Consider the following 13,441-nt stretch of genomic DNA (forward strand, 5'->3'; position numbering starts at 1 on the left):
AACTTGTCAATAGGCCATTCCATGATCTACAAAACAATATACAGGGACATCTTCAAAAAAATAACCATCGGCGTTTTTTCGGAGCTTCAAAATTTTGAATCGTCATCGAATGAACGACGGCATGGGCATTATCCTGAAAGTACAGCGCCATCGGCTTCCCGTAACGCTGCTCGATCAGCTCGTAAGCTTTGGCCAAATGGTCGATTCCCCGAATCCGGTTATGAGCGTCGGAGGCAATAAACTGTACCATAGATTCCCGGCAAAACAGGAAGCTAAGCTTTTGAATTGTACGTCCATGCTTGCCGAGCAATGAACCGGCGGTTAGTTGAAATAAGGCGCCCAATTCTTTTAACCGCCCGACAATGCGAGGGTTTTGGATGATCCCGACGTTTCGTTCGGGATGAGCAATAACGGGAATCAGGCTGCGCAAGCGAAGTTCGTGGAACAGCTCTTCGATCCGCTCGGGAACGTACTGATGCGGAAATTCCAAAAGAATATACTGGGAGTCGTTCAAGGTGATTAATTTGTTCTGATCCAATTCCTCAAGCAGTTGATCATTAACGCGAATTTCCTGTCCCGGCAAAAGGAGAAGTTCAGATTGCCGTTCCCGTAATAACGCATTCGTCCGGTCCACGCGTTCCCTGATCGCAAACGCCTCGTTCTCATAGTGCCCGTCGGCATGGTGCGGAGTCGCAACGACCGTGCGGATTCCATGCAGTTTGGCCATTTGAGCCATGTCCATCGTATCATCCATAGTCTGGCAGCCGTCATCCAAGCCCGGGAGTATGTGACAATGGAGATCGATCATAAGTTCCTCCGTTACGTTTGATAGTTAATCTGCAGGGCACAGCCGGATAAACGGCTTGTCCGGCTACCTTGCTTTCATTTCTCATCTTCCCATACTCCAGATTTTTAGGTAAAATCAGTCCAATGATACAAATTGTATTGAATATCACAAAATTTTTTTGTATATTTTTAAAATACTATACTTTTTGTATCATTGTAAATAGTTGGAAAACGCTTTCGTCATTTTTTTTTAATTTTTGTCATTTTATTTTAATTTTTGTCATTTTTTCATTTGAGTTGGAGGTACCCTTAATGAAATATGGGGAGCGAATTGCATTACTACGTGAGAAATATTCCATGACGCAAGAGGAGTTATCCTTGAAGCTCGGGATTACTCGCGCCTCTCTGTCGCACTATGAGAATAACCGAAGAGAACCTAGCTACAATACGATCACGGCCATTGCCAACTTCTTCAACGTTTCGATCGATTATATGATCGGCCGGACCGAAAATCCCCATCGGGTATCGGAGCAAGTGCAAGCTGCCCATGAACTCGAGGAAAAGATCAAGCCGTCCGGCGACAAAGTCGTCTAAACGAAAAACTGGTTCATAGGGTACACTTGTTCCTGTAAACTCCATCTTCGTCAGCATATAATGAAAAAACGGAATTGAAGGTGGTGATTTTTTGACTGCGATGTCTAGTATCTACGACGTGAACGATTATGGAGCAGATCCGCAAGGGGTGAGCGACAGTACGACAGCGATTCAAAATGCTATAAATGCAGCCCACAAAGCTAAGGGAGGCACCGTCTACATCCCTGCGGGCACTTACTTGGTCAGCTCGCCGATCGTCATCGAGGAGAACAATGTCGGATTTATCGGTACGGGCTACGGCAGCATTCTCAAAGCCAACGCTTCCCTCGATTTTATGTTGAAAATTACGGGGAATACCGCATTCGGCAACCGCGGGGCTCCGGTAAAGGACTTTTTCTTGAACTGTCAAAGAAAGACGACGAACGGACTGCTGGTCGGTTCCACATCGCAAGGCACGGTCGTTAATCGGTATTTTCGCAACGTCAATGTCAGCTATGCATTAAACTGGGGGCTTGTGATCGATGCGGCGCAGAACAATCTGTTTATGCTAATCGATCTCGAATACAACGGCGGACAACTGAAAATGATTAACGGCGCGGGGAATAATGTTTTTTTGCGGTGCGAATTCAATCAAAGCACCATCATGCCTCATGCCCTGTTCGGTGCGGACGCGAATTATCCGGGGTTTAACCGGAACGACTTTAACAACGTGCCGCAAAATAACCAGTTCGTAGGCTGCATTTTCGAAAGAGGCGGCCCGTATTCCAATAATGTCAAGCTTGAGCTCGGCAAAAACATCTTTTTCGAAAGCTGCGATTTCGCCACTCAGAACTCCACCAACGCAGGCGTGGAAATTTCAGCTCAGGCCGCGTTCACATATTTTAGCGTGTGCCGGTTTAGCGGCTTGGCATCCAATCCTAACGTTGCGATTAACAATGACGGTTTCCGAACTTATGTGCATCAATGTACGTTTGAAAACTACAGCGATGCCGACATTCTCACCTCGAACTATATCCACATTAACCATAATTCGTCCAACAAGGCAAGGGGAGTCCCGCTCATCCGCAATACGGGCGGCAACATCGCGGCCAATATCAAGGACGGTTCGTCTCCCTACTACATTGACGGTGCCGATCCGGCCACCCTTTCCATCTATCCATCCCAATTCGTATACAACGATGATTCCTTATGGTTTCAAAGCAAATCGAACTTGTATAAAGTGTTCTTTAACGACAGCATGTCCGGCTCGGCTGTAACGACCGGAACGAAGCATACCGTCACGTTCAAGCTGCCTTCGAGCGGAAGCTGGCTCGTCGACATTTATGCCGCCAACGGCGACTACAACCACGGACGGGCGGCTACGTTTATTGCCAGATTCCGGGACAACTCCGTCTATGATTTGCAAACCATGAATAAAATGACCTCTTCCGACGCCACCTCCGGCCAGTTGGTTAAAGCTCTGAACGCTACCGTCAATGCGCAGGGAACGGTTACCGTAGCGATTACGACTTCGAACAGCCAAACGGTCAATACAATTTACCGGGGCATCAAGCTGAATTCGTTTTGACGGGCTTGTTTGCGCCCGATCATAAATCGCCTTCCAGCCCGAAAACGGCGATTTATGATCAGGCAAGCTTAATCGGTTTTGAGCACCCTATTATGATTAGGGTCGCCTTCGACACTAACGATCTGATAGGATGGATCGCCAAAGTGAGGGTATTCGATGATCGTTCGGCCGGACAGCTGCATCACCTGCGCACCTTTTTTATAGCTTTCGAAGCAGCATTGCTTGAAATAGTTTTTGTGGCCTTCTTGGATAACGGCGGGTTTACTCTTGAGTCCGCCGGGAAAATTACAGTTTTCGAAATAGTTCAGATTGCCGTCCTTCTCAATCTTGACGATCGATTGACCATCGACACCCAGAACGATATCGCAATCCCGGAACGTGTTTTTGTTCCCTTTTTTGATATAGATGCCGTGAACGGCTTTTCCTCTTTCGATGACCGCTTTCTGAAAGCTGTTGCCCGTCGGGATATTGGCGAAGCCGTTATTGTTGTAGCCCGGCAGCGATGCATTTACATCGAACAAGACTCCGTACTTGTTGATTTTCTCGATTTCAATCCGCGAGAACATATTGTTGCCCGCTCCGTTGTAAAGCGCCATGCCGATCAATGCGTTCTCAATATGAATACTTTGAAAATTGCAGTTTTGCGTAGCGTCCATTTGAAAAGCCGCACCGTTCACATTAAAGATCTGCACGTCGTAGAAGCTTCGGCCGACCACCACGTTATTCAGCACGATCCCGGCCGTCGCCTTCCATGCTCCGTCCAAAGACAAATCCCGGATGACACCGTACCGATTGCCGAATTGGTTGGAAGAAGAGAGCTCCAGCATGGGAACGGAAGCCGTGCATTTGATTTTGGAGCCGTTTCCTTCACCTATAAGCGAGGAGTACGCAGGTACGTTAATCGTAGAAGAGATGCAATAAGCTCCTATCGGGAAAAACACGCTTTTATTCGCGGCTTCCTTAAGAGCGTTTTGAATCGCAGTCGTATCGTCTGTCTTACCGTCACCTTTAGCCCCGTAGGCTTTCACGTTAACCCATGGCGATACCGGAGCTTCGGCGGCGGTACTGTCAGCCGCTTCCGCATAGGTGCCGCCGAACCTCCCTGCTGTTCCTCCCGCCAGCATTCCAACCCCGATTGCACCCAAAAACTTCATGAACTTCCGTCTGCTCAACTCTCGTGTTGTCTCCATATCTCCGCTCCTTCGAATAGGGTTTCAATGGGAAGGTTGTCCGAAATTTTAGGTGATTTTCTAGAAAACAAAAAAAAGATGCTGTTTGTCCCATTATACTAGTTATCGACAGGATTTTCCAAACTCATAAGTCTTATTATGGATCATTGCCAACGTCTCTATGCAAGCCCCGACCGCAGCTTACATCCCGCCTTCCCGACAATTTCCGCCTTCGTATGGAACGGTCCGGGGATACCCCCAGAACGCTTCCTCTCATCTTAAATCCAAGCGCACAAAAGAAGCTCCCTGCTTTGAGCAAGGAGCTTCTTCGTTCGAATCTATACATAAGGCCGAGGCTTACAGATCGAAGTACAAGGAATACTCGTGCGGATGGATGCGGATCGATACCGCTTTAGCTTCATCACGCTTCAGAGCAACGTAGTTGTCGATGAAGTCTTTGGAGAACACGCCGCCTTCGGTCAGGAACTCATAGTCCGCTTCCAGAGCGTCGAGCGCTTCGTCCAGCGTACCCGGTACGCTGCGGATTTCTTTCCTCTCTTCTTCCGGCAGCTCGTAGATGTTCTTGTCGAGCGGGCCGTAGCCGAGTCTGATCGGATCGATTTTCTTCTTGATACCGTCCAAACCGGCGAGCAGCATCGCTGCGAAGCACAGGTACGGGTTAGCCGTGGAGTCCGGCGTACGGAACTCGATGCGGCAGCCTTTCGGCGTTACGGCAGCAACCGGAATACGCACGGCTGCGGAACGGTTACCCTTGGAGAACGCGAGGTTAACCGGCGCTTCGTAGCCAGGAACAAGACGCTTGAACGAGTTCGTGCTCGGGTTGGTCAAAGCGATCAGCGCCGGAGCATGGTACAGAATACCGCCGATGTAGTGCAGCGCCATTTCGCTCAGGTTCCCGTAACCGCCTTTTTCATAGAACAGCGGAGTATCGCCGTTGAAGATCGATTGGTGAACGTGCATTCCGCTGCCGTTGTCGCCGAACAGCGGCTTCGGCATGAAGGTCGCCACTTTGCCGTATTGACGGGCGGTGTTTTGCACGATGTATTTGTATTTCATCAGATTGTCGGCTGTTTTGGTCAGTGTATCGAAGCGGAAGTTGATTTCGCCTTGGCCTGCAGTAGCCACCTCATGGTGATGGCGCTCGATGCGGAGGCCGGATTCCATCAGCAGACGGCACATTTCGCTGCGGATGTCTTGCTGCGTATCCGTCGGGCCAACCGGCACATAGCCGCCTTTGTGGCCGACTTTGAAGCCCAGGTTGCCGCCTTCTTCCTTGCGGTTCGTGTTCCAGTGCGCTTCTTCGGAATCGACAAAGTACGAGGAAGAGTTTTGCTTGCTTTCGAAGCGAACTTCGTCGAAGATGAAAAATTCGGATTCCGGTGCGAAGAATACAGTCGTACCCACGCCGGTCGTTTGCAAATATTCTTCAGCCTTCTGGGCGATGCTGCGCGGATCGCGATCGTAGCGTGCGCCGTCAGGCGTATGGATGTTGCTCATGATAACCAGTGTCGGATGAGCGGTGAACGGATCAATGTAGCTGGTCTCCGGGTCCGGCATCATGACCATGTCGGACTCTTCAATGCCTCTGAAACCGGGGATGGAAGAACCGTCGAACGCTACGCCGTTTACGAAAGTTTCTTCTTCTACCTCAGATGCTGGTAAAGAAATGTGATGTGCTCTGCCGTTCAGATCGACAAAACGAAAATCTACCCACTCGATGCCTTTTTCCTTGATGGTGTTTAATACGTTTTGTACTGACATTGAATTGCTAACCTCCTAATTTCCGAACATTCTCTTCATTTTGTTCGCTCATTGTTCAAGTTTTCGTTGATCACGGACTTATTATAAATCGTCTTTGCAACAATCGTCAATACTTATGTCAGGTATTTTTTACGATAATGTAAGGTATCCTTACACAGCAAAGATTTTTGTCACACTCTAGACAAATAAAAGGCTTGATTTCCCAAGAAACAGGAGAATCAAGCCTCTTCGCTAAGAAACTTACCTTAAAAATGCGAACTATCGCGCCAGAACCGCTTCTTTCTTCGTATCAAACCGCTTTCCGCACAGCGGCGCCAATTGCTCCAAATCTAACATGAGTTTGGCAAATTGGTCCGGGAACAGCGATTGCACGCCGTCTCCGGTCATCGAGTTGTCGGGGTCCGTATGCATTTCGACGATCAGACCGTGCGCACCGGCCGCGACGGAAGCTTTACACATCGGCTCCACCAGTTCGCGGCGTCCCGTGCCGTGGCTCGGATCGGAAATGACCGGCAAATGGCTGAGCGTCTGCAGCGCTGGAATGGCCGCGAGGTCGAGCGTGTTTCTCGTGTAAGGTTCGAATGTTCGGATTCCGCGTTCGCAGAGCATGACGTTCGGATTGCCGCCCGCCAAAATATATTCCGCCGCATTCAAAAATTCGTCGTACGTCGAACTGAAGCCGCGCTTGAGGAGCACCGGCGTTTGGATCGTGCCGAGCTTGCGGAGCAGATCGAAGTTCTGCATGTTCCGGGTGCCGACCTGCAAAATATCGGCGTACTCGGCGCACACGTCGACGTACTCCGGCGTCATGACTTCCGTGATGGTCAGCAGTCCGTGCTTTTTGCCGGCTTCCGCCATCATCACCAGTCCCTCGACACCGACGCCCTGAAAACTGTAAGGGCCGGTTCTCGGCTTGAAGGCGCCGCCGCGCAGCACTTGAGCGCCAGAGGCTTTGACCAAGCGGGCGATTTCGTCGATTTGCTCCGGCGACTCGACCGCGCAAGGTCCGCCCATAATGACCAGCTCGTCACCGCCGATCGATACGTCGCCCATTCGGATCACCGTGTTGTCCGGATGAAAATCGCGGCTTGCCAGTTTATACGATTTGGAGATTTTGACGACCTGCTCTACACCGGACAACTGGCGAAGCTGCTCGGCCAGCGCCGGGCTCGCTTTGCCGATAATGCCGACGACTGTGCGGTCTACGCCTTTGGACACATGAGCCGTTACCTCGTGCTTCTCGATATGATGAACGATTTCGGCAATACGCTCTTCGGTAATTGTGTTGGATAAAATAACGATCATGACAATCCACGCTCCTCAATGACATGTTCATACTTAGACGCTTCGACGCTTATACGCTTTTAAGCAGTAAAGTAACTATACAACGAGAAGCCGCCCCCCGTCAAGAACGAAGCGAAAGATGATTTCTTTCAGCTTTCGGACCCCGAGGAGAGCAGCATCTGTTCCTTGCGTCTTCTCCGTTTTTCCTTGCGCTTGCCGTCGTACCATTCCAGCAGCCATTTCATCGGGTAAAAGGCGATAAGCCCCAAGACAGCCCCGTCGATAACCCCGCCGACAAGCAGCTTCAAGTTGAATTTGATAAACGTATCGAGCCAATCCGGCAGCATGGACAATAAATGCCCCCGGATGCCGCGCGGAAGCACCCAGCCTCCCACTTGCCGGTTCAGGAAGGACATCGGGATGTAGATCACTTTGCCGAACACGAATCCGAGCAAAGCCGCGGCCATGCTGGCCCGGAATACGTAGACCAAAGGAAAGATAAGAAAAAAAGCAAGCCCCGCCGTAGGCAGGGTAAACATTTCGACAAACAAACCGACAGAGAAGCCGAGCGCGACGATGGCCGGCCCTCCCTTGGCTCTTGTCAGCAGCAAGTACTTGTATTTAAACCAACGCCCTACATTGCGAAGTTGAAAAGGTTTTTTGCCAGTTGTCGTTTTGCCCAAGGTGTGTGTCCCTTTCCTTCCGTCAGCAGTCTACTCCGCGCTTGCTTTTTGCTTGGCGACCGGGATTAAGCGGTTCATATTGACCGTACGCCGCAGCTCCCAGGTCGCGGGATCGGCAGCATCGTATTGTTCCAGATACGCAATGACTTCCTTGGTGATCGGCGTAGGCGTCGAAGCCCCGGAGGTGACGCCCACGCGGCGCACCGGCCTCAGCCACTCGGGGTTCAACTCGGAAAGGTCGGCGATGCGATATGCCTTGACTCCCGCGATCTCCTCCGACACTTGCTCAAGTCGATTCGAATTGTTGCTTCGCGGGTCGCCGACGACGATGACGAGATCGGCATCCTTCGCCTGCTCCGCGACCGCTTCCTGCCTTACTTGGGTGGCAAGGCAAATTTCGTTATGAATCTCCGCATGCGGGAATCTTTCCAGCAGCCGGTTCATGATGTGCTTGATATCCCACTGGCTCATCGTCGTCTGGTTCGTAATCAGGATGCGCTCCGACGCGACGTTAAGCTTGTCGATTTCTTCCGTATTCTCGATCAGATGCACACGGTCCGGCGCGACGCCCACGGCGCCCTCCGGCTCGGGGTGGCCTTTCTTGCCGATGTAGATGATCGTATAGCCCTCGGCCGTCTTCTCGCGGATCAAATCATGCGTCTTCGTCACATCGGGGCACGTCGCGTCCACGACGGTCAAGCCTTTGTCCCGCGCCCGGCGGCGAACCTCCGGCGATACTCCGTGGGCGGTGAAAATGACCGTCCCCTTGTCCACCTGCTCCAAAATCTCCAGACGGTTCGGGCCGTCAAGCGTAATGACGCCTTCTTTTTCAAAATAATCAGTGACATGCGCATTGTGCACGATCATGCCCAATATATATACGGGCTTCGGCAGATCCAAATTTTTGGCGGTCTGCATCGCCAGCGCCATCGCGTCGACGACGCCGTAGCAATAGCCGCGGGGAGATATTTTAATAACGTCCATGCTGCACCTGCCTGTCGAATTTTCACTTATTCTTTCATTATACCTGATTCCTCGGATGGAGGAAATGATCCTCGGCTTGCGCTGCCCGTCTGCTGAATTCGGCTGCAACCGGAAACCAGATAATGAAGGTCGTTCCCTCGTCTTGTCGCGTCTTGACCTCGACGGAGCCCTGATGCTCGTCGATAATCCATTTCGCGATGGACAAGCCCAGCCCCGTTCCGGACTTGCGGCCCCGCGACGGGTCCGCCCGGTAGAACCGTTCGAAAATATGCGGTATCTCGGATTTGTCCATGCCGATGCCCGTATCCTCGATCCGGATGCCGATCTGTTCGCCGTGCCGCAACGTATCAAGCCGGACGTAGCCCTGCTCCGTATACTTGAACGCATTTTCCAGAAAAATGAACAGCAGTTGTCTTAAATAATCTTCGTTGCCGTAGACGTAAATGCCCTTGGCCGCCTTCGTCTGCCCGACGATCCATTCGGCCGTTTTCGGCAGCAGCTGCGCTTTCCGCGCAATCTCATCGAGCAGCGGCTGCAGCTCAACCTCGCCCTTGGTCATCTGGAACCCGGCGTCGGCGCGGGCCAGCGACAGCAGGTCGTTCACGAGCCGCGACATGCGCTCCGCTTCGCCCGAAATATCGTGCATCGCCTCCAGCGTCAGCTCCATCTTCGCATCGTCCTGTTCTCCGGAGGGAAGCGCCGTTTGCTTCCACATTTTTTCCAGTAACTCCATGTTGCCGCGTATCGTCGTCAAAGGGGTCCGCAGCTCGTGCGACGCATCCGACACGAACCGGCGCTGCGCGCCGTATGCCTCTTCCAGCTCGGAATAAGCGTTCTGCAGCCGTCCGAGCATGCCGTTAATCGTCTGCGTCAGTTCGCCGATCTCATCGTTCGGACCGGTGTATTCGATCCGCTTGTCGAGATCGACCCCTTTTTCAATCCGGTTGGTGGCCGCAATGACCTGCTCGATCGGCCGAAGCACCTTGCGCGCGAGAAACCAGCCGATCGAGGCGGCGATCAGCACACTGATCAGCCCGATGACCGTCAAAATCAGACGCAGTTGCGCCAGCAAGCTCTCGTACGGCTCAATCCAGTATGCGGCCTGCATGACACCCAATACGTTGCCGGTGTACTGCTGAACGAGAGGCACATAATAAACCATGAACGAAGAACCCTGAATACTCATTGTCTCGAACTGACACTGGCCGCTCAGAATGCATTGGACCTTTTCTTCGGTCACATCGGGAATTTTGATCCCCGTCTGTTCCGCGTCGGGCAAAGAGATGACCTGCCTCGTACTCAAATTCGTCACCTGGTAAAAAAGGTTGTTTGTCTTCGGCAAATCGCGAATGTTCGGAATCAGAACGTATTCCCCATATATATTTAGCTGGGGCTTGATGCGGGACGCCACGGCCCCTGCTTGCTGCTGCAATTTGGACTCTAAATCATTGTAGTAAAAATAATGCAAAAATAAGTAAAGTCCCAGCCCAAGCAGCAGCAGGGTTGCGGATAATATCGCCGTATACCAAAGGGTCAGGCGCAGGCGAATGGACATGTCAGCTTTCCCCTCTCAGCACATAACCGGCGCCGCGAACGGTCTGAATCATCCGTTTGTGCCCATGCTCCTCCGTTTTCTGCCGCAAGAGAGCGATATAAACCTCAAGCACATTGGATTCTCCACTGTAATCGTAGCCCCAAATTTTCTCCATAATCACGTCCCGCGAAAGCACTCTTCTCGGATTCTGCAAAAACAAGTGCAGCAGCTCGAATTCTTTCGTCGTCAGCTCGATGAGCTGCCCGCCTCGGTACACCTCGCGCGTATCCAGATCCATAAAGGTATCCTGGTACTGCAGCTTGTTGGAAGGCTGCTCCGTTTTGTCCGCCGCCTTGCGGCGCAGCAGAACGCGCACCCGGGCAAGCAGCTCCTCCAGTGCAAACGGCTTCACAAGATAGTCGTCCGCGCCGAGATCAAGCCCTTTCACCCGGTCGGACACTTCGTCCTTGGCCGTCAGCATGAGCACCGGCACGACCGAGCCGCCTTCGCGAATCCGGCGCACGACCTCCCAGCCGTCGAGCTGCGGCATCATGACATCCAGGATGACCGTATCCGGTTCGTTCTCCAGAATTTGCTTTAACCCGTCCATCCCGTGGTTCGCCGTAAATACGGTATACCCTTCGAACGCCAAGCTCCGGCGCAGCATAGATGTAATTTTTTCGTCATCGTCAATGACTAGTATTTTCTCTCTCATAAAATCGTATCCACCCGCCTTTCCTTTCTCCATTGTACCAGAATAATGAGGATTGCAAAAAAAAGAAGCGGAGCTTTCATTGTCGTCCGCTCTGCTTCTTTTTTCAATATTGCTTTACTGTTGCTTCTGCGGGTCGATCGTGTTGCGGTCGCCGATCGTAATGTCAACGTTCTGCTTCTTGCCGTCACGCATGATGCCAAGCGTTACTTTGTCGCCGGCCTTCAATTTCTTGATGGCTGCGATAACTTCTTCTTTCGTTTTGGTTTTCGCTCCGTTCACGTCCGTAATGACGTCGTAAGGACGAATGCCTGCTTTAAAGGCCGGGCTTTTGCGCTCGACTTCGGCAACGATCGCCCCTTCCGTATTTTCAAGCTTGAGCTCCGAGATCCAATCCTTATCGATATCTTGCAATGCCACACCGATGTACGGAAGCGGTTCTTTCGGAATTTTCACATTGTTTTTCAGGTTATCCAGCACCGCAGATATCGTGCTTGTCGGAATCGCGAAGCCGATGCCCTGCGCTTGCGCGTTGATAGCCGTATTGATGCCGATGACTTCGCCGTTGAGGTTCAGCAGCGGGCCGCCGGAGTTCCCCGGGTTGATCGAAGCGTCCGTTTGCAGCAAATGCTTGTATTGGCGCGTTCCGTTTTTATCCCGGATATCGATCGGACGCTCTTTGGCGCTCAGCACCCCGACGGTTACCGTATGATCGAAGCCGTATGGGTTCCCGATGGCCACGACCCAGTCGCCCACGTTCATGCTGTCCGCGTTGCCGATCGGTAGCATCGGGAAATTCTCGCCGTTTTCCGGCTCGATCTTCAGCGCGGCCAAGTCAAGATCGTAGCTGTTGCCCAGCAATTGGGCTTTATACGACTTCTCGCTGCCATTGGTATTTATTTTCACCCAAATTTCATCCGCGCCGTCAATCACGTGTTCGTTGGTCAAAATGTAGCCGGTCTTCTCGAAAATAAAGCCGGTCCCCATCCCGCCGGGCTGCAGTTGACCTTCGTTGCTTTTAGGCTGCTGCTGACTGCCGCCACCGGAATCGTCGCCGAAAAATTGGCGGAAGAACGGGTCGTCGAACAACGGATTGCTGGAGCGCCCGTTGCTTTTCGTCTTGACTTTTGTCTCGATCTTGACGACCGCCGGACTTGCCTGCTGCACGATCCCCGAAATATTCATCGGACGGGCCAAATCGAGCGAAGAAGGCTTCACGTTCCCGTTATTATTGGCTACCTGCGCCGATGCGGGGGAACCCTGATTACTGTTTCCGGCCATCATGCCTTGAGCGCCGGTGAACAGGTTCATTTTGTCCGAAGCGAACATCAGCGTGCCGACCACGAGCACGCCGGCCATAAACGCGACGAACATGCTGCGGAAACCGCTCGACTTCTTCGGCGCCGCGCCGAGCTGCCAATTCCCCATCGGACCTTGCTGCTCCTCCCCGGAGTTAAAGCCGAACGTTCGCAGCGCCTTCGGCGGCGTTACTTCCACCGGAGCGGAGCCTTGACTGTCGCTAACCGTCGTGTCCGAGGTACCGGATTTGTAAGGACCGTAGGAAAAGTAATGAGAGCTTTGCTCGCGGCTCGCCGCCGTTTCCTCCCCTCCGGTTACCTTTCGGTTATCCCCCTCAGACTCGCTATGCTTCAACTCGTCGGTCGGGCGACGAAAAAGATCGTTTACGTTGTTGTTATTATTATTGTTATTGTTGTGATCCATCAGAAAAACCTCCGCTTCATATAAGGCTTCAGGATGATTGCTATTCTTGTCTTGCTGTCATGCCTTTATCTTGCACGGGCAACCTTAAAGAAACCTTAAAGAAAAATAAAATGGAGGTAAAAAGAGAGAGCAACCCCCTAAATCCCCCTTAGTAAGGGGGACCCCAGGAGCTGCGCCCCTGGACCCGCAAGGTTGTCTGGGGAGGGAGTGCGGCACGTTTTTTGTTACTATGGATGAAGGAACGCGTCTATCCGGCGGGCCTCGGCCCGCCGGATACGCTTACATTTTGGTGCGGCAAAGTTCCGCGCAGCCGTGCGCCGCATGGAAGCGAGGACGCACGCTGCCTGCCGTCAGGCCAGGCGCGGGCGGACAGTCGCGGTCCTTGCTCGGCGTACCGCTAGTGCTGGTGCGCCGCATGGAAGCGAGGACGCACGTCGCCTGCCGTCAGGCCAGGCGCGGGCGGACAGTCGCGGTCCTTGCTCGGCGTATCGCTAGTGCTGGTGCGCCGCATGGAAGCGAGGACGCACGCTGCCTGCCGTCAGGCCAGGCGCGGGCGGACAGTCGCGGTCCTTGTACCAGCGATTCCGATTATGGCGACGCTCCCCCTCCCCCGACAACCTTTCG

The 13,441-nt window shown here is 52.5% G+C and carries 12 protein-coding genes; 3 read left to right on the forward strand and 9 right to left on the reverse strand.

Annotated features, from left to right (window positions below; genetic code table 11):
- Positions 1-52: 52 nt before the first annotated feature.
- Positions 53-808, reverse strand: a complete 756-nt coding sequence (locus NLX71_RS09095) for a tyrosine-protein phosphatase (RefSeq protein ID WP_254363291.1) — start codon at positions 806-808, stop codon at positions 53-55.
- Between the two features lie 290 nt (positions 809-1,098).
- Here NLX71_RS09095 and NLX71_RS09100 point away from each other — a divergent pair, with 290 nt between their 5' ends.
- Together NLX71_RS09100 and NLX71_RS09105 are read left to right on the forward strand one after the other, a co-directional pair.
- The gene (locus NLX71_RS09100; RefSeq protein WP_309248929.1) at positions 1,099-1,380 is read left to right on the forward strand and encodes a helix-turn-helix domain-containing protein; all 282 of its coding nucleotides are present in this window, start codon (positions 1,099-1,101) and stop codon (positions 1,378-1,380) included.
- Between the two features lie 100 nt (positions 1,381-1,480).
- Complete coding sequence (locus NLX71_RS09105; RefSeq protein WP_254363323.1) at positions 1,481-2,947, forward strand: glycoside hydrolase family 55 protein; 1,467 nt, start codon at positions 1,481-1,483, stop codon at positions 2,945-2,947.
- A gap of 68 nt (positions 2,948-3,015) precedes the next feature.
- Here NLX71_RS09105 and NLX71_RS09110 read toward each other — a convergent pair whose 3' ends face one another.
- The 8 genes from NLX71_RS09110 to NLX71_RS09145 form a co-directional block, all read right to left on the reverse strand.
- Positions 3,016-4,137 (reverse strand): twin-arginine translocation signal domain-containing protein, encoded by a 1,122-nt coding sequence (locus NLX71_RS09110; protein WP_254363292.1) that lies wholly within the window; start codon positions 4,135-4,137, stop codon positions 3,016-3,018.
- A 336-nt stretch (positions 4,138-4,473) separates the two neighbouring features.
- Complete coding sequence (gene glnA, locus NLX71_RS09115) at positions 4,474-5,898, reverse strand: type I glutamate--ammonia ligase (RefSeq protein ID WP_254363293.1); 1,425 nt, start codon at positions 5,896-5,898, stop codon at positions 4,474-4,476.
- Positions 5,899-6,156: 258 nt separating this feature from the next.
- The gene (gene aroF, locus NLX71_RS09120; protein ID WP_254363294.1) at positions 6,157-7,203 is read right to left on the reverse strand and encodes a 3-deoxy-7-phosphoheptulonate synthase; all 1,047 of its coding nucleotides are present in this window, start codon (positions 7,201-7,203) and stop codon (positions 6,157-6,159) included.
- 128 nt (positions 7,204-7,331) lie between these two features.
- Positions 7,332-7,865, reverse strand: a complete 534-nt coding sequence (locus tag NLX71_RS09125; protein ID WP_254363295.1) for a DUF2062 domain-containing protein — start codon at positions 7,863-7,865, stop codon at positions 7,332-7,334.
- 30 nt (positions 7,866-7,895) lie between these two features.
- Positions 7,896-8,849 (reverse strand): 4-hydroxy-3-methylbut-2-enyl diphosphate reductase, encoded by a 954-nt coding sequence (locus NLX71_RS09130; RefSeq protein ID WP_254363296.1) that lies wholly within the window; start codon positions 8,847-8,849, stop codon positions 7,896-7,898.
- A 37-nt stretch (positions 8,850-8,886) separates the two neighbouring features.
- A complete protein-coding gene (locus tag NLX71_RS09135; protein ID WP_254363297.1) occupies positions 8,887-10,404 on the reverse strand; it encodes a sensor histidine kinase in 1,518 nt (505 codons plus the stop codon).
- Position 10,405: 1 nt separating this feature from the next.
- On the reverse strand, positions 10,406-11,098 hold the full coding sequence (locus tag NLX71_RS09140; RefSeq protein ID WP_254363298.1) for a response regulator transcription factor: 693 nt from the start codon (positions 11,096-11,098) through the stop codon (positions 10,406-10,408).
- 114 nt (positions 11,099-11,212) lie between these two features.
- A complete protein-coding gene (locus NLX71_RS09145) occupies positions 11,213-12,817 on the reverse strand; it encodes a S1C family serine protease (RefSeq protein ID WP_254363299.1) in 1,605 nt (534 codons plus the stop codon).
- Positions 12,818-13,038: 221 nt separating this feature from the next.
- On the opposite strand from NLX71_RS09145, the gene NLX71_RS09150 reads away from it, so the two are divergent.
- Positions 13,039-13,218 (forward strand): hypothetical protein, encoded by a 180-nt coding sequence (locus NLX71_RS09150; RefSeq protein WP_254363300.1) that lies wholly within the window; start codon positions 13,039-13,041, stop codon positions 13,216-13,218.
- The last annotated feature ends 223 nt before the right edge of the window (positions 13,219-13,441 follow it).

Origin of the sequence: Paenibacillus sp. MZ04-78.2 (assembly GCF_024213375.1) — a bacterium.
Taxonomy (GTDB): Bacteria; Bacillota; Bacilli; order Paenibacillales; family NBRC-103111; genus Paenibacillus_G.